General features: G+C 54.0%; 21 protein-coding genes and 1 other annotated feature. Of the genes, 11 read left to right on the top strand and 10 right to left on the bottom strand.

Going from position 1 to position 19,281, the window contains the following annotated elements:
• Positions 1-128: 128 nt before the first annotated feature.
• On the bottom strand, positions 129-1,790 hold the full coding sequence (recN, locus tag SOM40_RS17555) for a DNA repair protein RecN (protein ID WP_166183439.1): 1,662 nt from the start codon (positions 1,788-1,790) through the stop codon (positions 129-131).
• Positions 1,791-1,875: 85 nt separating this feature from the next.
• Positions 1,876-2,754: an NAD(+) kinase gene (gene nadK / locus SOM40_RS17550; protein ID WP_077227861.1), complete on the bottom strand. Its 879-nt coding sequence runs from the start codon at positions 2,752-2,754 to the stop codon at positions 1,876-1,878.
• Positions 2,755-2,875: 121 nt separating this feature from the next.
• On the opposite strand from nadK, the gene grpE reads away from it, so the two are divergent.
• Positions 2,876-3,469, top strand: coding sequence for a nucleotide exchange factor GrpE (grpE, locus tag SOM40_RS17545; protein WP_146145537.1), 594 nt, complete (start codon positions 2,876-2,878; stop codon positions 3,467-3,469).
• Positions 3,470-3,522: 53 nt separating this feature from the next.
• Here grpE and SOM40_RS17540 read toward each other — a convergent pair whose 3' ends face one another.
• Together SOM40_RS17540 and SOM40_RS17535 are read right to left on the bottom strand one after the other, a co-directional pair.
• Entirely contained in the window at positions 3,523-4,809 is a 1,287-nt protein-coding gene (locus tag SOM40_RS17540) for an HlyC/CorC family transporter (RefSeq protein WP_106994993.1), read from the bottom strand.
• An 18-nt stretch (positions 4,810-4,827) separates the two neighbouring features.
• On the bottom strand, positions 4,828-5,619 hold the full coding sequence (locus SOM40_RS17535; protein ID WP_106994994.1) for a cytochrome C assembly family protein: 792 nt from the start codon (positions 5,617-5,619) through the stop codon (positions 4,828-4,830).
• Between the two features lie 166 nt (positions 5,620-5,785).
• Between SOM40_RS17535 and ffh the strand changes: the two genes are divergently transcribed.
• From ffh to SOM40_RS17500, 7 genes are all read left to right on the top strand, one after another.
• A complete protein-coding gene (gene ffh / locus SOM40_RS17530) occupies positions 5,786-7,147 on the top strand; it encodes a signal recognition particle protein (RefSeq protein WP_320530430.1) in 1,362 nt (453 codons plus the stop codon).
• Between the two features lie 135 nt (positions 7,148-7,282).
• On the top strand, positions 7,283-7,531 hold the full coding sequence (rpsP, locus tag SOM40_RS17525) for a 30S ribosomal protein S16 (protein ID WP_106994996.1): 249 nt from the start codon (positions 7,283-7,285) through the stop codon (positions 7,529-7,531).
• 15 nt (positions 7,532-7,546) lie between these two features.
• Positions 7,547-8,083, top strand: a complete 537-nt coding sequence (gene rimM / locus SOM40_RS17520) for a ribosome maturation factor RimM (protein WP_370635116.1) — start codon at positions 7,547-7,549, stop codon at positions 8,081-8,083.
• 30 nt (positions 8,084-8,113) lie between these two features.
• On the top strand, positions 8,114-8,881 hold the full coding sequence (trmD, locus tag SOM40_RS17515) for a tRNA (guanosine(37)-N1)-methyltransferase TrmD (protein ID WP_106994998.1): 768 nt from the start codon (positions 8,114-8,116) through the stop codon (positions 8,879-8,881).
• Between the two features lie 41 nt (positions 8,882-8,922).
• Complete coding sequence (gene rplS / locus SOM40_RS17510) at positions 8,923-9,270, top strand: 50S ribosomal protein L19 (RefSeq protein WP_006178051.1); 348 nt, start codon at positions 8,923-8,925, stop codon at positions 9,268-9,270.
• 199 nt (positions 9,271-9,469) lie between these two features.
• Positions 9,470-9,787, top strand: coding sequence for a DUF2946 family protein (locus SOM40_RS17505; RefSeq protein ID WP_501050881.1), 318 nt, complete (start codon positions 9,470-9,472; stop codon positions 9,785-9,787).
• Positions 9,788-9,848: 61 nt separating this feature from the next.
• A complete protein-coding gene (locus tag SOM40_RS17500) occupies positions 9,849-11,186 on the top strand; it encodes a PepSY-associated TM helix domain-containing protein (RefSeq protein WP_320530428.1) in 1,338 nt (445 codons plus the stop codon).
• 138 nt (positions 11,187-11,324) lie between these two features.
• Here the strand turns inward: SOM40_RS17500 and SOM40_RS17495 are convergent, their stop codons facing one another.
• Positions 11,325-12,338, bottom strand: a complete 1,014-nt coding sequence (locus SOM40_RS17495; protein ID WP_320530427.1) for a YsnF/AvaK domain-containing protein — start codon at positions 12,336-12,338, stop codon at positions 11,325-11,327.
• Between the two features lie 34 nt (positions 12,339-12,372).
• Positions 12,373-12,768, bottom strand: coding sequence for a DUF2382 domain-containing protein (locus SOM40_RS17490; RefSeq protein ID WP_320530426.1), 396 nt, complete (start codon positions 12,766-12,768; stop codon positions 12,373-12,375).
• A gap of 559 nt (positions 12,769-13,327) precedes the next feature.
• On the opposite strand from SOM40_RS17490, the gene aroF reads away from it, so the two are divergent.
• From aroF to SOM40_RS17475, 3 genes are read left to right on the top strand one after another with little or no spacing between them, the layout of a single operon-like run.
• Positions 13,328-14,398, top strand: a complete 1,071-nt coding sequence (gene aroF, locus SOM40_RS17485; protein ID WP_106995034.1) for a 3-deoxy-7-phosphoheptulonate synthase AroF — start codon at positions 13,328-13,330, stop codon at positions 14,396-14,398.
• A gap of 10 nt (positions 14,399-14,408) precedes the next feature.
• Positions 14,409-15,530 (top strand): bifunctional chorismate mutase/prephenate dehydrogenase, encoded by a 1,122-nt coding sequence (gene tyrA, locus SOM40_RS17480; protein WP_106995035.1) that lies wholly within the window; start codon positions 14,409-14,411, stop codon positions 15,528-15,530.
• A gap of 60 nt (positions 15,531-15,590) precedes the next feature.
• Positions 15,591-16,463, top strand: coding sequence for an SMP-30/gluconolactonase/LRE family protein (locus SOM40_RS17475; protein WP_320530425.1), 873 nt, complete (start codon positions 15,591-15,593; stop codon positions 16,461-16,463).
• Here the strand turns inward: SOM40_RS17475 and pheA are convergent.
• From pheA to bamD, 4 genes are all read right to left on the bottom strand, one after another.
• A complete protein-coding gene (gene pheA / locus SOM40_RS17470) occupies positions 16,460-17,620 on the bottom strand; it encodes a bifunctional chorismate mutase/prephenate dehydratase (protein WP_106995037.1) in 1,161 nt (386 codons plus the stop codon). The genes SOM40_RS17475 and pheA overlap by 4 nt on opposite strands.
• A gap of 30 nt (positions 17,621-17,650) precedes the next feature.
• Positions 17,651-17,776, bottom strand: a sequence feature (Phe leader region).
• The gene (locus SOM40_RS17465) at positions 17,728-17,775 is read right to left on the bottom strand and encodes a hypothetical protein (RefSeq protein WP_193312005.1); all 48 of its coding nucleotides are present in this window, start codon (positions 17,773-17,775) and stop codon (positions 17,728-17,730) included. It overlaps the preceding feature by 48 nt.
• A gap of 110 nt (positions 17,777-17,886) precedes the next feature.
• A complete protein-coding gene (gene raiA, locus SOM40_RS17460) occupies positions 17,887-18,228 on the bottom strand; it encodes a ribosome-associated translation inhibitor RaiA (RefSeq protein ID WP_106995038.1) in 342 nt (113 codons plus the stop codon).
• A gap of 275 nt (positions 18,229-18,503) precedes the next feature.
• Positions 18,504-19,241: an outer membrane protein assembly factor BamD gene (bamD, locus tag SOM40_RS17455; protein ID WP_106995039.1), complete on the bottom strand. Its 738-nt coding sequence runs from the start codon at positions 19,239-19,241 to the stop codon at positions 18,504-18,506.
• Between the last annotated feature and the right edge of the window lie 40 nt (positions 19,242-19,281).

The raw sequence follows: 19,281 nt of genomic DNA, 5'->3' as shown, positions 1-19,281 counted from the left end.
CCGGGCAATACGCGACGGCTCATATGTAATATGCCGATGATAATAGACCTTTCACCACATTAAAACCTCTGGCGTCAGGTCTGTCGGCGTTTTTATTATTCTGTATGACCCTGAGATACCGAAAAAGTTTACGCGGCCAGCAGTTCTTTCGCGTTCGCCAGCGTGTTGCGGGTGACTTCGCTGCCGCCCAGCAGACGGGCCAGTTCCTGCAGACGGGCGCGTTTGTCCAGCGGCTGCATGTGCGTTTCGGTCATCTCGCCGTCAGTTTCTTTGCTGACGAAGAAGTGATGGTGGCCGCAACCTGCAACCTGCGGCAGGTGGGTCACACACATAACCTGGGTGGACTCGCCAAGCTGACGCAGCAGTTTACCGACTACCGCCGCGGTCGGACCGCTGATACCGACATCCACTTCATCGAAGATAAGCGCCGGGGTTTCCATTTTCTTCGCCGTGATCACCTGAATCGCCAGGGCGATACGCGACAGCTCACCGCCGGACGCGACCCGGGAGATAGCCTGCAGCGGCTGGCCCGGGTTAGTGGTCACGCGGAATTCAATGCGGTCTGCCCCTTCGGCCGTCAGGTGATTGTCTTCGAGCTTCACGTCGATAGTGAAAACGCCGTGCGGCATCGATAGCAGATGCATGCTCTCTGTGATGTGCTGGCTCAGCTCCTGAGCGTAACGCTGGCGGACATTGTGCAGCTGCGTGGCGGTTTGCATCGCCTGCTGGTGATGCACGCTGACGGCCAGAGAGAGGGTCTCCAGCGAGTCGGCCTGATCGTCGAGCTGATGTTGCTCATCAAGCAGGGACTGGTGGAATGCAGGCAGCTCCTCAGGCGAAACGTGGTGCTTACGCGCCAGAGAAATTTGGCGCGAAATGCGCTGTTCCAGCTCAAACAGACGGTTGGGATCGAGATCAAGACGCTCGCAGTAGTGACGCAGCTCGTCACTGGCTTCAGAGATCTGAATCGCCGCCTCTTCCAGCATATCCAGCATACCGGACACTTTGCTGTCCATGCCCGCCAGCTCGGTCACTAACTGGCGCACGGTATAGAGCTGGCTTTGCAGATTCACATCCTCGCCATCGGCCATCAGGTTCAGCGCCTGCTGGCTGGTGGAGAGCAGCTGACCGCTGTTGGCGAGACGTTTGTACTCTTCGTCAATCTGCTCAAACTCGCCCGGCTGCGGGCTGAATTCGTTTAGCTCTTTCAGCTGATAGGCCAGCAGTTCGGCGCGGGCTGCCCGCTCCTGGCTCTGCTGTTGATGCAGCGCCAGTTCACGGCAGCTTTGGTGCCACTGACGATAGTGCGCCGCCATCAGCTGCATAAGGTCAGACTCACCGGCATAGCCGTCGAGTAAGGACTTCTGCTGCTCAGGTTTGATCAGCTGCTGATGGGCGTGCTGGCCGTGGATCTGGATTAACAGTTGGCCCAGTTCGCGCAGTTGGGACAGCGGCACCGCGGTACCGTTAATAAAGCCACGGGAGCGGCCGTCGCTGTTGAGAACACGGCGAAGTAAGCACTCACGCCCATCTTCAAGCTGGTTCTGTTCAAGCCAGCGCAGGGCGGCAGGGGTATCTTTCAGGGAGAAACGAGCGCAGAGATCGGCGCGGCTGGCGCCAGCGCGAACCATGTCGCCGTCGGCACGACCGCCAAGGCACAGCCCGAGCGCATCAATCGCAATAGATTTACCGGCACCGGTTTCCCCGGTGATAGCTGTCATTCCGCTGTTGAAATCAATTTCGAGCTCACGAACGATGGCGAAGTTGCTGATGGTCAGTTGTGCCAGCATAAACGTTTTCCTGTATGAAAAACCATAACTGTGTTTGTGTACAGTATAAACTGGTTTTTTATACAGTAAAGTCCTGGATGCTATTTCAGAACAATTTTTTCGACCAGCCGAGCTTGGAGCTTAATGTGTTGAAATAGCTGTAGTCTTTCGGGTGGATCAGATTCAGGTGATAATCGCAGCGGCGAATGAGCACATCTTCCCCTTCCTGAATGGGCAGCGCGATTTGGCTGTCGCAGCTGATCTCCAGGTCGTTACGGCGGTGCGAGAAACGCAGCCGGATGGTGCTGCTGCTGTTGATCACCAGCGGGCGTGCCGAGAGGGTATGCGGGAACATTGGCACCAGAGTGATGGCATCCAGCGACGGGGTGAGGATCGGGCCGCCCGCTGAGAGCGAATAGGCCGTAGAGCCGGTGGGAGTAGAAATAATCAGCCCATCGGAGCGCTGCGAGAAGGCAAAGATTTCATCGATATAGACTTCGAATTCAATCATGTGCGCTACTTTTCCCGGATGCAGTACCACTTCGTTAATGGCGGTGCTGATCCGCTTCTGGCAATCCTGCTGACACACCTGGGCTTCCAGTAAAAAGCGTTTTTCACTGATGTAGTGGCCTTCCAGCACGTCGGCGAGCTGCTGCTGGGCGTTATCCGGGTCGAGGTCGGTTAAAAAGCCCAGGTTGCCACGGTTAATGCCAATGACTTTAATATCGTAACGGGCGAGGGTTCGCGCGGCGCCGAGCATATTGCCGTCGCCCCCGACCACCACCGCCAGGTCGGCCTGCTGACCGATTTCCGCCAGCGTGCCGGTTTTGACATTGGTAAGCTGCAGTTCCTGGGCAATCTGTTGTTCAACAATCACATCGTAGTTCTTCGCGCACAGCCAGCGATACAGCATTTCATGTGTCGTCAACGCAGTAGGGTGACGTGGATGACCGACAATCCCAATACACTTGAAATGGTTGCTCATTTTCTGAAGGTCCTTGTGCGAATGAATGATGACAATGTGGCTTGTTCCCTTGAATCCCGGAAACTGATCCCCATAATAAGCGAAGTTAGCGAGTTGAATGCAGAAAAACGCGGAGAAATTCATGAGTAGTAAAGAACAGAAAACGCCTGAGGGGCAAGCCCCGGAAGAAATTATCACGGAACAGCACGAAGAGGTTGAGGCTGCAGAGCCTGAGGCTGGTGCTGAGCAGGTGGATCCGCGCGATGAAAAAATTGCGAATCTGGAAGCTCAGGTAGTTGAAGCCCAGAATCGCGAGCGCGATGGCATCCTGCGTATCAAAGCGGAAATGGAAAACCTGCGTCGCCGTACCGAGCTGGACGTTGAAAAGGCGCATAAATTTGCGCTGGAGAAGTTCGTCAACGAACTGCTGCCGGTTATCGACAGCCTGGATCGCGCCCTGGAAGTAGCGGATAAAGCGAACCCGGACCTGGCCCCGATGGTTGAAGGGATCGAACTGACGCTGAAATCCATGCTCGACGTGGTGAAGAAGTTTGGCGTGGAAGTGGTTGCCGACACCAACGTGCCGATGGATCCGAACGTGCATCAGGCGATTGCGATGGTGGAGTCTGAAGACGTGGCTGCCGGTAACGTGCTGATGGTGATGCAGAAAGGCTATACCCTGAACGGTCGTACCATTCGCGCGGCGATGGTCTCCGTGGCGAAAGCTAAGGCGTAAATGGCCTCCCGTAGTGCCGGGTGGCGGCTTCGCCTGACCCGGCCTACAACAGCTTACTCCGCGACGCTCTCCCTGAGCGGTTTAACCGGCAACACTCTCACCTGCTTAATCATATTGTCCTGCACGTCCAGGATATCAATATCGTACTGGCCAATACGCACCCGCGTACCTGCCGCCGGGATCTCCTCCAGCGCTTCCAGAATCATGCCGTTAATGGTGCGGGCTTCCTCTTCCGGCATCTGCCAGTTAAAGGCTTTGTTCAGTTCACGGACGTTCGCGCTACCGTCAATCAGAACCGAGCCGTCGTTCTGCGGCGTGACCTCTTCGGCGAGGGAAGGGGACATGGAGGTGGTAAAGTCGCCCACGATCTCCTCCAGAATATCCTCTACCGTCACCAGACCCTGGATATCGCCATACTCATCGACCACCAGACCCACTTTCTTTTTGTTGCGCTGAAATTTAATCAGCTGGGTGCTGAGCGGTGTGCCTTCCGGGATGTAATAGATCTCATCCGCTGCACGCAGCAGCACCTCTTTGGTGAACTCTTTTTTCTCGGTCATCAGACGATAGGCTTCGCGCACGCGCAGCATGCTGATGGTGTCATCCAGCGAATCCCGGTACAGCACGATGCGGCCATGCGGGGAGTGGGTCAGCTGGCGGACAATCGCCTTCCAGTCATCGTTAATGTCGATACCGACGATCTCGTTGCGCGGCACCATGATGTCGTCGACACTGACCTTTTCCAGATCCAGTACTGACAGCAGCATATCCTGGTTGCGGCGGGAAATTTGCGAGCGTGATTCATGCACGATGGTGCGCAGTTCATCCTTGCTCAGCGCGCTGCTGATCACCACATCCGCTTTAATGCCCACCATGCGCATCAGCACGCGCGTCACGCCGTTTAACAGCCAGACCAGGGGCATCATCAGGATGAGTAATGGCGCCAGCAGGAAACTGCTGGGATAGGCGACCTTCTCGGGGTAGAGCGCGGCGACGGTTTTCGGTAGCACTTCGGCAAAAACCAGTACCACAAAGGTCAGCACCCCGGTGGCGATGGCGACCCCGGCGTTGCCGTACAGACGCATGCCGACAATGGTGCCCAGCGCAGAGGCGAGAATGTTGACCAGGTTATTGCCGATAAGCACCAGGCTTATCAGGCGATCCGGTTTGCGCAGCAGTTTTTCCACGCGACGGGCGGCCCGGTTACCCTGTTTGGCGCGATGACGTAACCGGTAGCGGTTCAGCGTCATCATGCCGGTTTCTGAGCCGGAGAAATAGGCGGAGATAACCACCATAACGATCAGGGTGATGATCAGCGTGGTGGTGGAGATGTGTTCCAGGGGGAACTCCTTGGTTGCTTAGCCGGCGATCTGCTGGATGATGCGGCTACCAAAATAAGCCATTGTCAGGAGGCCTGCTCCCGCAACGTTGAACCAGACTACGCGGCGACCGCGCCAGCCTTCATGATAATGGCCCCATAACAGGACAATATAGACAAACCACGCGATGATGGAGAGCACGGCCTTGTCGATATTCTCCATGCTGAAGAGATTGTGCATATAAAACAGGCCGGTACTCAGCGTGAGCGTCAGCAAGACTACCCCGACCTGGGTGATGTGAAACATCTTGCGCTCGATGGTCATCAGCGGCGGCATTTCATTGCTGAAGGCCAGTTTTTTGTTCTTGAGCTGGTAGTCAATCCAGGCCAGCTGGAGCGCGTACAGTGCGGCAATGATCAGCGTCGCATATGAGAACAGCGACAGGCCAATATGCACCATCATCCCCGGAGTGGTTTCAAGGTGAGTGATGAACTCGTTTGGCACAAAGGTGGCAAAGGCGAGGTTGATCAGCGCAAAGGCGTAGACTATCGGCAACAGCAGCCAGCCGCGGTTTTTCGAGGCCACAATGGTCATCACCGTACAGATCATCAGGCTGACCAGCGACCCGACGTTAAGCAGGCTCAGGTTTTGCCCGCTGCCGTCTCCCGGCAGAATGCGCGCTTCGAGCGCAAAAGCATGACTTATCAACGCGATGACAGCCGACAAAATAGCCATTCGCCGCCAGCCGCTGTTTTTTTGTAGCAGGCCAGGGATGATCAGCGCGAGGCTGACAGAGTACGCCACAAGGGCGATCAGTGCGAAAACAGGCATAGAGGTGTCGACAGTTATCCTGATGAGAAAGAGAGGCAGTATAACGTTACGTGACGCGTGCTCCAACCGTTGCATAACAACAAAGGCGGCATCATGTTATACTGCGGCAAAATTCTGTGTACGTGTCGCGTCAGCGACCTAACGTTTCTACCCCAGGCGAGAGACAATGTTTGATAATTTAACCGATCGTTTGTCGCGCACGCTGCGCAACATCAGCGGCCGTGGACGCCTTACCGAAGACAACATCAAAGAGACGCTGCGCGAAGTGCGCATGGCACTGCTTGAAGCAGACGTCGCGTTGCCGGTCGTGCGTGATTTCATCAACCGCGTTAAAGAGAAAGCGGTTGGACATGAAGTGAACAAGAGCCTGACCCCGGGTCAGGAGTTCGTCAAAATCGTCCGTAACGAACTGGTTTCGGCGATGGGCGAAGAGAACCAGAGCCTGAACCTCGCGGCGCAACCGCCAGCGGTAGTGCTGATGGCCGGTCTGCAGGGTGCGGGTAAAACCACCAGCGTCGCTAAGCTGGGTAAATTCCTGCGCGAGAAGCACAAGAAGAAAGTGCTGGTCGTCTCTGCTGACGTCTATCGCCCGGCGGCGATCAGGCAGCTCGAGACCCTGGCTGAACAGGTTAGCGTCGACTTCTTCCCGTCTGACGTGTCGCAGAAGCCGATCGACATCGTTAATGCGGCGCTGAAAGAAGCGAAGCTGAAGTTCTTCGACGTGCTGCTGGTGGATACCGCCGGTCGTCTGCACGTTGATGAAGCGATGATGGACGAAATCAAACAGGTACATGCCGCGATCAATCCGGTTGAAACCCTGTTTGTGGTCGATGCCATGACCGGTCAGGATGCGGCGAATACGGCGAAAGCGTTTAACGAAGCACTGCCGTTAACCGGTGTGGTTCTGACCAAAGTGGACGGCGACGCCCGCGGCGGTGCGGCGCTCTCTATTCGTCATATTACCGGTAAGCCGATTAAATTCCTCGGCGTCGGCGAGAAGACCGAAGCACTGGAGCCGTTCCACCCGGACCGTATCGCTTCCCGTATCCTCGGCATGGGCGACGTGCTGTCGCTGATCGAAGATATCGAGAGCAAAGTTGACCGCGCGCAGGCCGAGAAGCTGGCGACCAAGCTGAAAAAAGGCGACGGCTTCGATCTGACCGACTTCCTGGAACAGCTGCGCCAGATGAAAAACATGGGCGGTATGGCGAACCTGATGGGCAAGCTGCCGGGCATGGGCCAGATCCCGGACAACGTAAAATCGCAGATGGACGATAAAGTTCTGGTGCGGATGGAGGCGATTATTAACTCCATGACGCTGAAAGAGCGTGCCAAGCCGGAAATCATTAAAGGCTCCCGTAAACGCCGTATCGCGGCGGGCTGCGGGATGCAGGTCCAGGACGTTAACCGCCTTCTGAAGCAGTTCGACGACATGCAGCGCATGATGAAGAAGATGAAGAAGGGCGGTATGGCCAAAATGATGCGTGGGATGAAAGGGATGATGCCGCCAGGATTCCCTGGGCGTTAATCGGCCTTTTACGGCGGATCCGCAACTGTTGATTGCATTTTCCCCAGAAATCAGTAAAATTTTCGGGCTTTTAATATGACACCGGGCTCCTTCCCTCCGATGGAGCCCGGTGTTTTATTCACACAAGAGGATGTTATGGTAACTATTCGTTTAGCACGTCACGGCGCGAAAAAGCGTCCGTTCTACCAGGTTGTTGTTACTGACAGCCGTAATGCACGCAACGGTCGCTTCATCGAGCGCGTTGGTTTCTTCAACCCACTGGCCTCTGGCGCAGAAGAAGAAACCCGTCTGGATCTGGATCGTATCGCTCACTGGGTTGGCCTGGGCGCTACTGTATCCGATCGCGTTGCTACGCTGATCAAAGCAGCAAACAAAGCAGCTTAATCTGTCACGGTGGTCATGATGAGCAAAAAAGCACCTGTTGAACCGATTGTATTGGGCAAAATGGGTTCTTGCTACGGTATCCGTGGCTGGCTCAGAGTGTTTTCCTCCACCGAAGACGCTGAAAGCATTTTTGACTATCAGCCCTGGTTTATCCAGAAGGCGGGTCAGTGGCAAGAGGTCGAGCTGGAAAGCTGGCGTCACCACAATCAGGACATCGTCATCAAGCTGAAAGGCGTTGACGATCGCGATGCCGCGAATGCACTGACTAATTGTGAAATTGTCGTGGATTCGTCGCAGCTGCCTCAGCTGGAAGATGGCTACTACTGGAAAGACCTTATCGGTTGCCAGGTAGTGACCACTGAAGGTTACGGTCTGGGGAAAGTCATCGATATGATGGAAACCGGATCCAATGACGTTCTCGTCATTAAGGCAAACCTGAAAGATGCGTTCGGTATCAAGGAGCGGCTGGTTCCGTTCCTCGATGGGCAGGTTATCAAGAAAGTCGATCTCGCTACTCAAACCATTGAAGTAGATTGGGATCCTGGTTTTTAAATTCTCCTGAAAACGGTAAAAGACGGCGCTATGTGGATTGGCATAATTAGCCTGTTTCCTGAAATGTTCCGCGCGATTACTGATTACGGGGTAACTGGCCGGGCAGTAAAAAATGGCCTGCTGAGCATCGAAAGCTGGAGTCCACGTGACTTCACCCATGACCGGCACCGTACCGTGGACGAACGTCCTTACGGCGGCGGACCGGGGATGCTCATGATGGTTCAACCCTTACGGGATGCCATCGCAGCAGCAAAAGCCGCGGCAGGTGAAGGCGCAAAGGTGATTTATCTGTCACCTCAGGGACGCAAGCTTGATCAAGCGGGCGTCAGCGAACTGGCAACGAATCAGAAACTGATTCTGGTGTGCGGTCGCTACGAAGGGATAGATGAGCGCGTAATTCAGACCGAGATTGACGAAGAATGGTCTATCGGCGATTACGTTCTCAGCGGTGGTGAGTTACCGGCAATGACGCTGATTGACTCCGTTTCCCGGTTCATTCCGGGAGTACTGGGCCATGAAGCATCAGCAACAGAAGACTCTTTTGCTGATGGATTGCTGGACTGTCCACACTATACCCGTCCTGAAGTGTTAGAAGGGATGGAGGTACCGCCGGTATTACTGTCGGGAAACCATGCCGAGATTCGTCGCTGGCGCCTGAAGCAGTCGCTGGGCCGTACCTGGCTTAGAAGACCTGAACTTCTGGAAAACCTGGCTCTGACTGAAGAGCAAGCAAAGTTGCTGGCCGAGTTCAAAAAAGAACACGCGCACCAGCAGCAGAAACATGATGGGATGGCCTGAGGCCCCCGAATATCAGTTTACCCAGGATAAGAGATTAAATTATGAGCAACATTATTAAGCAAATTGAACAAGAGCAGATGAAGCAGGACGTACCTTCCTTCCGTCCGGGTGATACCGTGGAAGTGAAAGTATGGGTTGTTGAAGGTTCCAAAAAACGTCTGCAGGCATTCGAGGGCGTGGTTATCGCTATTCGTAACCGCGGTCTGCACTCTGCATTCACTGTTCGTAAAATTTCCAACGGCGAAGGCGTTGAGCGTGTCTTCCAGACTCACTCTCCGGTAGTTGACAGCATTGCTGTTAAACGTCGTGGTGCTGTACGTAAAGCTAAACTGTACTACCTGCGTGAGCGTACTGGTAAGTCTGCTCGTATTAAAGAGCGTCTGAACTAAGATTCGCTTAAGCGACATCCTGTAAAAAGGGCTGGCCGAAAGGCTGGCCCTTTTTTTATCTCTGTGTGCTCTGCACGTTAACCTTGCCGTCATAAATCGTTTACAATGCCCGGGCTTTGACGGAGGGGAAGTGACGACAAAACAGCATCAGGCACAGTGGCAACGTATCGCGGCAGGTCTCGCGTTATTTGCGATCCTGATGATCGTCTTTGCGCCGCTGGTCTCTGTCTCGTTGCAAAAAGATCCCATGAGCGCGATGCCCGGCATGCACCACGACATGAGCATGATGACGGAGCACCATGCGCCGTCTGACAGTATCCCTGTCGACCATGCCGAAGCCTGCGGGTACTGCGTGCTGCTGGCCCATGTGCCGGGCGTTATCCTGGCCCTGGTGCTGCTGTTAAGCGCGGTCTTACTCCGACAACGTCTCACACCACCGCGACCTACCGTATACCACTGGCATTTCTTCCCCTGGCTCTGTCCCGATACCCGCGCGCCACCGCACCTGTCTGCTTAATCCGCGTAAAAAAACGTACACCCCGGTGTATCGATAACTTTTTGCCTTAAAAAGGGAAAGCATGACTACCTGCACTCCGCGCGCAGCATGGGGCAACCTGCTGCGTCGTCTTCACTTCTATATTGGTCTGTTTGTCGGACCGTTTATCTTTATCGCCGCGCTCTCCGGAACGCTGTATGTCGCAACGCCGCAGCTGGAAAATGCGCTTTATCATCACGCGCTGTTCAGCGAGACCGGGGGCACCGCACGTCCCCTTGCCGAGCAAATCGCCGTCGCGGAAAAGGTGACCGGGGGCGAGCTGCGGCTACAGGCGATACGTCCGGGCCTGACAACAGGGGAAACCACCCGGGTGATGTATATTGACCCGGCGCTGAATGCCTCGGAAAACCGGGCCATCTTTATCGATCCGGTGAGCCTGGAGGTGCGCGGAGATATGACCGTCTACGGCACCAGCGGCATTCTGCCGTTACGCCAGAAAATTGATTATCTGCATCGATCTTTGCTGCTGGGAGAGGTGGGACGTCTTTACAGCGAGCTGGCAGCATCGTGGATGTGGATCGCCGCGCTGGGGGGGATTGCCCTGTGGTTCTATACCCGGCCAAAAAGGCGCATCAATAACCGATTTCAGAATCGCCGTCGTCTGCATGTCTCCCTCGGCTGGAGCCTGTTGCTGGGCATGCTGCTCTTCTCGGCCACCGGCCTGACCTGGTCCCAGTGGGCGGGGGGGAATGTGGATAAACTGCGGGCAGAGATGAACTGGCTCACACCGCAGGTGAACACGCAGCTACATGGCCCGGCTGAAAAAGCCGATCCGCATGCTGAGCACCAGGGTCATCACATGACCATGCCCATGCCGGAGATGAAGCCGGACCTGGCCCTCTATGACGGCGTGCTGCAGGCGGCAAATGCCGCGGGCATTGATGCCACGAAGCTGGAGATCCGCCCGGCGAAGCGTGCTTCTCAGGCGTGGACGGTGACGGAGATCGATCGCGGCTGGCCGACGCAGGTTGATGCCGTGGCAGTGGACCCCGCGACCCTGACCGTTGTGGATCGCACCCGCTTTGCGGATTACCCGCTGATGGCCAAACTGACCCGCTGGGGTGTGGATTTCCACATGGGTGTGCTGTTTGGCCTGCCTAATCAGCTGGTGCTGATCGCCTTTGGACTCGCACTATGCGTCATGATTGTTTGGGGCTACCGGATGTGGTGGATGCGTCGCCCCCGGCAGGCGGCGACGGAACCGGCCCAGACGCTGTGTCAGAGCTGGCTGGCGCTACCAGTAGGGGGCCGCGCTGTGTGCGTTGTCGTAAGCGTTCTGCTGGGCCTGGCAATGCCGGTGATGGGTTGTAGCCTGCTGCTGTTGGTTATTGCTGACGTGCTTGTATTAAAGCGCGTGTGAACGAGTACAGTGCTTTCACAGCATCAGAAAACCTGTAGATAAAAAAGGGGGGTAGCATCATGCTAACCCCCTTTTTTAACGCTTATTTGCAAGGTCGTCCATCGGGTGACGAACCCCAGTTAACACGCCTGCAAGGTATTACTCTTTTGGTGGGTACTTCGTTTTATTGAGATCGCTGTCAAGGTCGTTTTTATCGACTTCAACTTCCTGTCGACGAACCGTGTCTTTCACCGTTTCAGCACGCTCTGTGGTTTCTGTACGCAGGCCGACTTCTTCGCGGACATAAGTCGTTTTATCTACCACTGGCTCCTCATGAGACTCTTCAACTTCAAGCGTCTTCTCGGACCAGTCCACATCGTTAAGATAACCCGGTTCGTTAATGGCAGAACGGAAAACGCTGGCATGCTGGGCGGTAAGAGAGATATCTCTCGAGACCTCATCTTCAACCGTATAGCGGCGCAGACGAACTTTACCATCGCTCACCCGGCGTTTACTAACGTCGATCTGCTCTTCGGCCAGCTTCAGCGTTTCACGGCTATCGTCTTCTCTGTAAGACGGATTCGCCTGAATATCATCTGAAACACGCTCCGGAAAATCTGTTGGCGCGTCGTAATCTCTTGAGGTTGTATCTGAGACACGTCCTGCGACACCCGATGAAACAGTGCCTCCGCTGACATAGTCAGCATCAGCAGGTAGCGGTTTATTGGTCACGATATCTTCATCTAAAAGAGGAGCGGCCGTGTTCACCCCAGGCTGTCCTTGAGTGCGGTTACCCACATCATTCGTTTCACCGAGGTAATTTTTACCATAGAGATCGTTACCTGGGCCGCTGTTTACAGCATAATCATTTGAATAGGTATCCAGCAGGTTTTCAATTCTGCCTGCGTCATCCTCATCAACCCGAGCCGTCAGCAGTACGCCGCCTGCCCGGATGGCTTTGCTGTATTCTGCTGCATAGTTATCATCGACATCATCGCCGAACAGACGCTGCCAGAAGCTTGGGTGGCGAATCTCTTTGTCTTCAACATGTAATCTTTCGCCCGCAATAATATCGATGTCATCCTCTGGTACACCTTCGGCAATAAGTTTCTGTTTAGCAACTTCCGCCTGCTGCGGTTGGGTGAACGCCGTAACGATTTTTTCATGTGCCATATTTCATATTCCTCATGTTAAGTCGTAAAGGATGTCATTTATCTTCCGTTGAAATAATAATTTCCTGAGAACGCAATGTGATAATTTCCTGATGTCTCTCGGTACTGCGTTTCTTAATAATGTGGATTTCTTCAGTAAGAACGTAATGTTTAATTATTTCAACACGCTCTTCAATAATGGGGATGATCGTTACATCACCTTCCTGCCGGATCTGAGGAATATTTTGCGCTTCCAACACTTCGTTTTTGGCGAAGCGCTTGATGTCCGCATTTTCCTGCGTCAATTCGGCGGTAATATTTTTCTCGTCGACCCGCGTGGCGCGGGTGATACGTACGCGGCGATCTACAACTTTCTTCGTACCCAGCTCAAGGCGCTCTTCTGCGAGGGTAACGGTGTGCCGCTTTTTTCCGTCATCGTATTTATCCGTCATGTTTTACCCGGGATATTACTATTTAAATAAAAGCCTTAAATCAGGATTAACCAAGGTAGGCTTATGAAATTGTTTACCAATCTTAATTAAGCATAGATCAAAAAAAACGTGGGCCAGAAAAAAGCCCAAGTAAATTGTTAGCATAAGTAAATTTATGCGACGGGATCTAATTTACGTAAATGGCATAAGAATATTCCGTAAGTTCTCCGTGCCTCCAGATTAATATATATCGAAAGTTATCTTATTGGTATTAGGCACTATTAACGACAAAAATGTAATGTCGCCAGTATTTCTTTCATTAAAAACAATCAATATTGCGAACCGGTTTCTCTTGTGAAATGTAGTAATTTTTTTATAAGCAAAAGGGCGAGCTTAAGTTAAACAGAAAATCCACTAAATGTAATGATAAGTTTACGGATTTACCGTTTTTATGACTCTTTTAATAGCTATGTAACGTAATGTTTACGAATTGTGGATTGCAATCTTTACTCGGTGTGGTATCGTTGGGCTTCCTCATCGAGGAAACAACTATCGCAAACGAGCTTCCAGGATCGCAATCATGCAAAAAGACGCGCTGAACAACGTACATATTAGTGATGAACATATTCTGATCACTCCGGATCAACTGAAAGCGGAATTCCCGCTGAGCGTTGAGCAAGAGGCGCAAATTGCGCACTCCCGCCAGACCATCTCCGACATTATTGCCGGGCGCGATCCGCGTCTGCTGGTGGTATGTGGTCCGTGCTCCATTCATGATCCAGAAACCGCCATCGAATATGCGCATCGTTTTAAAGCTCTGGCCGAGGAGGTCAGCGATAGCCTCTACCTGGTCATGCGCGTCTATTTTGAAAAACCCCGCACCACCGTCGGCTGGAAAGGGTTAATTAACGATCCGCACATGGATGGCTCGTTTGATGTGGAAGCTGGCCTGAAGATTGCGCGTAATCTTCTGGTGGAGCTGGTTAACATGGGCCTGCCGCTGGCAACGGAAGCGCTGGATCCGAACAGCCCGCAATACCTGGGCGATCTGTTCAGCTGGTCCGCCATCGGCGCACGTACCACAGAATCACAAACTCACCGTGAAATGGCCTCCGGTCTCTCAATGCCGGTTGGCTTTAAAAACGGTACCGACGGTAGCCTGGCGACAGCCATCAACGCCATGCGTGCTGCGGCCATGCCGCACCGATTTGTCGGCATCAACCAGGCCGGCCAGGTTTGTCTGCTGCAGACTCAGGGCAACCCGGATGGCCACGTCATCCTGCGCGGTGGCAAAGCGCCAAACTACAGTCCGGCAGATGTTGCCCAGTGTGAAAAAGAGATGGAACAGGCGGGACTGCGCCCGGCACTGATGGTAGATTGCAGTCATGGTAATTCGAATAAAGATTACCGTCGTCAGCCTGCGGTGGCGGAATCCGTCGTCGCGCAGATCAAAGATGGCAACCGTTCGATTATTGGCCTGATGATTGAGAGCAACATCCATGAAGGCAATCAGTCATCCGAACAGCCGCGCAGCGCCATGAAGCACGGGGTTTCCGTAACCGATGCCTGTATCAGCTGGGAAACCACCGATGCGCTGCTGCGTGAGATCCACAAAGATTTGAACGGCCAGCTGGCGACGCGTCTGGCTTAAGAGGTTTGTTATGGTTGCTGAATTGACCGCCTTGCGCGATCAAATTGACGAGGTGGATAAGGCGCTGCTGGATTTGCTGGCGCGCCGTATGGCTCTGGTTGCTGAAGTCGGCGAAGTGAAAAGTAAATACGGTTTGCCGATTTACGTGCCGGAGCGCGAAGCCTCTATGCTGGCATCCCGGCGCAAAGAGGCCCAGGCGCTGGGCGTCTCGCCGGATCTGATTGAAGATGTGCTGCGCCGCGTGATGCGTGAGTCTTACTCCAGCGAAAACGACAAAGGTTTTAAAACGCTCTGTCCGACCCTGCGTCCGGTGGTGATTGTTGGTGGCGGCGGGCAGATGGGACGTCTGTTTGAGAAGATGCTGACGCTCTCTGGTTACCAGGTGCGCATTCTCGAAAAAGAGGACTGGGCCCAGGCGCAGACGATGGTTGCCGACGCGGGCATGGTCATTGTCAGCGTCCCGATTCATGTCACCGAAGAGATTATTGCTAAACTGCCACCGCTGCCGGAAGACTGTATTCTGGTCGATCTGGCCTCGGTAAAAAATGGTCCGCTGCAGGCGATGCTGGCCGCGCATAACGGTCCGGTGCTCGGGCTCCACCCGATGTTCGGCCCGGACAGCGGCAGCCTGGCGAAGCAGGTAGTCGTCTACTGCGATGGCCGTCAGCCTGAAGCCTACCAGTGGTTCCTGGAGCAGATTCAGGTGTGGGGCGCGCGGTTGCACCGGATCAGCGCCGTCGAGCACGATCAGAATATGGCCTTTATCCAGGCGCTGCGCCACTTCGCAACCTTCGCGTATGGCCTGCACCTGGCGGAAGAGAATGTTCAGCTTGAGCAACTGCTGTCGCTGTCGTCACCGATCTATCGTCTCGAACTGGCGATGGTCGGACGGCTGTTTGCCCAGGATCCGCAGCTTTATGCAGATATCATTATGTCTTCGGGCAATAACCTGGCGCTGATCAAGCGTTACTACCAGCGTTTTGGGGAGGCGATCACCCTCCTGGAACACGGCGATAAGCAGGCGTTTATCGACAGCTTCCGTAAGGTTGAACACTGGTTTGGCGATTATGCCCAACGCTTCCAGAGCGAGAGTCGCATTCTGCTACGGCAGGCGAATGACAGTCGCCAGTAATCTGATGATGTATATACTGAAAGCCAGCACTGCTGGCTTTTTTCATTTTGGGGATTTGTCATGGCTGAACCACGCGTTCTGTTTGAATATACGGGGCACTTACCGGAGTGTCCGACCTGGAGCGAAGCGGAAAGCGCCCTCTACTGGGCAGATATTCTGGAGGGCGAGATCCATCGCTACCACCTCGCCACAGGTGAACACAAGGTTTTATCCTTCCATGAAGAGGTGGGCTGCTTCGCGCTACGCGAGGGTGGGGGCTTTATTGTCGCCATGCGGACGGGCATCTGGCTGGCGGATAAACACGGCCTGCTGCAACGCAAGGTCTGTGATAATCCGTCCAACCCACAGCTGGCGCGTTTTAATGACGGGGGAACCGATCATTTTGGCCGCTTCTATGCGGGCACCTTCTGGGCGCCGGGGGACTACAACGGCGCCCTGCTAATGCGGATCGATAACGACCTGACGCCGGAGGTCATTCAGTGTGATATCCACGGTCATAACGGTCTGGCATTCAGCGACGACAGGCAATGGATGTATACCTCCGACACCCCTAACGCAGTGATCTATCGCACCCCGCTGGATGAGCAGGGCGAGCCGGGTAAACGGGAGGTCTTTCGTCGGTTCCAGCCAGGGGAGGGGATCCCGGATGGTGCGGCCGTGGATGTCGAAGGATGTTACTGGAGCGCGCTGTTCGACGGCTGGCGGATCGCACGTTTTTCACCCCAGGGTGAACAGCTGGAAGAGTACCGGTTGCCGGTGCGCTGTCCGACGATGGTCTGTTTCGGTGGCGATGATATGCAAACGCTGTTTATCACCACCACCCGGGAGAATATGGAGCCTGAAGAGATTGCGGCCTATCCCCTTTCGGGCGCCATTTTCACCCTGCCCGTCAGCGTGGCAGGGGTGAAAAAAGGGCCGTTTATAGCGCGTTAAGCAGGATCAACCGGGACCACGTTTTCGCTCGGATAGCAGCCCAGCACCTTCATTGAACGGGTGATCTCACCCAGTTCGCGCAGGGCTTTCTGCAGGGATGCAGATTCCAGGTTGGCCTGGATGTCGAGATAAAACATCTCTTCCCACGGGTTGCCATTAATCGGGCGTGATTCCAGTTTGGTCATAATCAGATTGTGATTTCGCAGTACCAGCAGGGCTTCTACCAGCGCACCGGCCTGCTGACCGGTCGCCATCAGCAGGGTAGTCTTAGCCGGAACCTGATCGGAAACATTAATCGCCTTACGCGCCAGCACGATGAAGCGGGTGATGTTTTGCGTCTGGTTAGCGAGGTTACGCTCCAGCACCTGCAACCCATACAGCGCGCCGCCCGCTTCGCTGCCCAGCGCGGCCACTGTAGGGGAATTGGCCTGCGCCACTTTTTCCATCGCCGCCGAGGTGCTCTCGGTATATTCAATTTTCCAGCCCGGATAACGGTTCAGGAACTGACTGCACTGCTGGAAGGGTTGCGGGTGGCTGTATACCGTCTCGATTTTGTCGAGGTCGGTGGTGCCGGATACCAGCACGCAATGGTCGATAGGGATAGTCATCTCGCCAACCAGCGACAGGGTGGTGTGCTGGAGCAAATCGTATACGTCGTTGATTGCGCCGGAACTGGTATTCTCGATCGGCACGACAGCGTAATCTGCCTGCCCGGTTTCTACCTGGTTGAAGATATCCGCGAACTTCGCACAGCCGCTCTCAATAAACTCTTCGAAGTGACGGGCCGCATACTGACGCGCGGCGAGGTGGGAATAGGACCCTTTCGGCCCCAGGAAGGCAATACGCGCCGAATGCGGGTTGGTCTTGTTGAGATGCTGTTGCAGCAACGCCTGCTGCGTCAGGACGGAGTCTTCAATAATCAGCTGGAACAGGCGGGTAATGTAGTGTGCATCCAGATGGTGGGTCTTGCCGAGATTGATCAGGCGTTCCAGCAGGTCGCGCTCACGATCGATGTCGCGTACCGGACGATGCGACGCCAGCTTTGCTTTTCCTACCTCGACGGCCAGCGCACGGCGTTCGGCCAGCAGCGACAGCAATTTTTCATCCAGAGCGCTGATCTTGTCTCGCAGATCCAGTAACGGGTTTTCCGGTGTCATAGCGTTGCCTTAATCATATTATCGTTATCAATAAAAAAGGCCCCCCGGTGTGGGAGGCCTTGTTGTTCGTCTTCGCATTCTTTATCACACGACGAAACGCCTCCCAATCAGGGGAAGGTAAAAAAGAATGCGAAGAAAAACGGTTTAATGGTCATGGATGATTCCTTCAAAAGACAGTCTTAAAGTACCCGTACTGTTTTCACCCTGTCAATAAAAAACAAAAAACGCGCCCGAAGGCGCGTTGGCGATAGACTCAATGTAAAGGATTATTCATCTTCAACTTCTTCTGCGAAGCTGGCGTCTTTCACCGATGTTGCGGCGCGACGGGCTTCACCTTTGTGTTGCACTTTATTGAGCTGCCGTTCCAGCTTGTTAATCAAATCGTTGATTGCGGTGTACATATCCTCATGTTTCGCGCTGGCGACCAGATGGCCGTTTGGAGTATTGATAGTTGCGTCAGCGATGAAACCCTGTGGCTCCTTAGAGAGAATGATATGCGGGTTAATCAAGTGTGTTTGCCATTTATCCAGTTTGGCGAGACGGTCTGCGACGTGCTGGCGGATAGCCGGAGTAATTTCCATTTGTTTACTGGTAATGTTCATTGTCATAAATTTTACCTCTTGTCTTTCCCGTCTTGGTGATTCCAGCATACCGTTCTTAATGTCAATTTGTGTGATCTAAATCACATTTTAATGTCACTTTTTGTCAACGGATTCTTTTTGTGAGGCAGGACAGGAAGAAGCAACTTTTGCCTTGTCGTAATAAGAAATTGCGGCCATAGTTGATAGGATTGGTGCGAGCTAAACCGGTTCAGCTTAATCCGAAAACGGATAACAAAACGGCAGCCCTGAGGCTGCCGTTTTGCATTTATCTACCAAAAGAATCAGGAGCTACTGCTGTTGGCAGCGATAATCTTCGCCACTTTGTCAGCCTGAGATGTCATCTGCAGCTCGCGATAGGCATTTTCCATCAGCTTCAGGCCATCGCGTGTTGCCTGAGTATCCGGATAATCACGCAGCATGCCTTCAACACGGTTCACGACGGCAACATATGCTCCGCGGCGGGTATAGTATTCCGCAACAGAGTATTCATATTTCGCCAGACGATCTTTCAGGAACACCAGACGTTTGCTGGCATCCGTCACGTACTGGCTGTTCGGATAGCCACGTACCAGTTTGGAGAAGTCATTGAACGCATCGCGGGCGTGCTGAGGGTCACGGTCTGAACGATCAACCCCAAAGAAGCCTTGCAGCGCACTGTCATCCAGCGCCATGTTAGTCAGGCCGCGCATATACATGACGTAATCAATATTTGGATGGGTCGGATTCAGACGCATAAAGCGATCAATCGTCGCCTGGGCCAGTGGCAGATCGGCATTTTTATAGTAAGCGTAGATCAGATCCAACTGTACCTGCTGGGAATACGGGCCAAATGGATAACGATTATCCAGCGCTTCCAGTTGCGTTATCGCCTGTTTCCAGTTACCGTCCTGCAGCTTTTGCTGAGCAGTCGCATAGATTTCATTCGGCGGATTGTCAGGGACCTGTTCACCCGAACCGGAGCAGCCCACCAAAGCCAGGCTCAACGTGGCCGCTGCCACCAGATATTTCATGCGCGTCATGACGTTTTGACTTTCCTCAAATGTTTGTCCGGGAGAATCT

The sequence above is a fragment of the Leclercia sp. CFBP8987 genome (assembly GCF_034044995.2).
Lineage (GTDB): Bacteria > Pseudomonadota > Gammaproteobacteria > Enterobacterales > Enterobacteriaceae > Enterobacter > Enterobacter tamurae.
Note: the sequence above shows the minus strand (reverse complement) of the source record. Positions and strands in the feature narration are given on the sequence as shown.

Bases quoted from the DNA above. Each gene is read 5' to 3' on its own strand.
- SOM40_RS17535 (WP_106994994.1), bottom strand. From the start codon at position 5,619: ATGCCTGTTTTCGCACTGATCGCCCTTGTGGCGTACTCTGTCAGCCTC.
- grpE (WP_146145537.1), top strand. From the start codon at position 2,876: ATGAGTAGTAAAGAACAGAAAACGCCTGAGGGGCAAGCCCCGGAAGAA.
- recN (WP_166183439.1), bottom strand. From the start codon at position 1,790: ATGCTGGCACAACTGACCATCAGCAACTTCGCCATCGTTCGTGAGCTC.
- raiA (WP_106995038.1), bottom strand. From the start codon at position 18,228: ATGACAATGAACATTACCAGTAAACAAATGGAAATTACTCCGGCTATC.
- rimM (WP_370635116.1), top strand. From the start codon at position 7,547: ATGATGAGCAAAAAAGCACCTGTTGAACCGATTGTATTGGGCAAAATG.
- nadK (WP_077227861.1), bottom strand. From the start codon at position 2,754: ATGAGCAACCATTTCAAGTGTATTGGGATTGTCGGTCATCCACGTCAC.
- pheA (WP_106995037.1), bottom strand. From the start codon at position 17,620: ATGACACCGGAAAACCCGTTACTGGATCTGCGAGACAAGATCAGCGCT.
- tyrA (WP_106995035.1), top strand. From the start codon at position 14,409: ATGGTTGCTGAATTGACCGCCTTGCGCGATCAAATTGACGAGGTGGAT.
- aroF (WP_106995034.1), top strand. From the start codon at position 13,328: ATGCAAAAAGACGCGCTGAACAACGTACATATTAGTGATGAACATATT.
- trmD (WP_106994998.1), top strand. From the start codon at position 8,114: ATGTGGATTGGCATAATTAGCCTGTTTCCTGAAATGTTCCGCGCGATT.
- rplS (WP_006178051.1), top strand. From the start codon at position 8,923: ATGAGCAACATTATTAAGCAAATTGAACAAGAGCAGATGAAGCAGGAC.
- SOM40_RS17500 (WP_320530428.1), top strand. From the start codon at position 9,849: ATGACTACCTGCACTCCGCGCGCAGCATGGGGCAACCTGCTGCGTCGT.
- SOM40_RS17475 (WP_320530425.1), top strand. From the start codon at position 15,591: ATGGCTGAACCACGCGTTCTGTTTGAATATACGGGGCACTTACCGGAG.
- SOM40_RS17505 (WP_501050881.1), top strand. From the start codon at position 9,470: ATGATCGTCTTTGCGCCGCTGGTCTCTGTCTCGTTGCAAAAAGATCCC.
- SOM40_RS17490 (WP_320530426.1), bottom strand. From the start codon at position 12,768: ATGACGGATAAATACGATGACGGAAAAAAGCGGCACACCGTTACCCTC.
- bamD (WP_106995039.1), bottom strand. From the start codon at position 19,241: ATGACGCGCATGAAATATCTGGTGGCAGCGGCCACGTTGAGCCTGGCT.
- rpsP (WP_106994996.1), top strand. From the start codon at position 7,283: ATGGTAACTATTCGTTTAGCACGTCACGGCGCGAAAAAGCGTCCGTTC.
- ffh (WP_320530430.1), top strand. From the start codon at position 5,786: ATGTTTGATAATTTAACCGATCGTTTGTCGCGCACGCTGCGCAACATC.
- SOM40_RS17495 (WP_320530427.1), bottom strand. From the start codon at position 12,338: ATGGCACATGAAAAAATCGTTACGGCGTTCACCCAACCGCAGCAGGCG.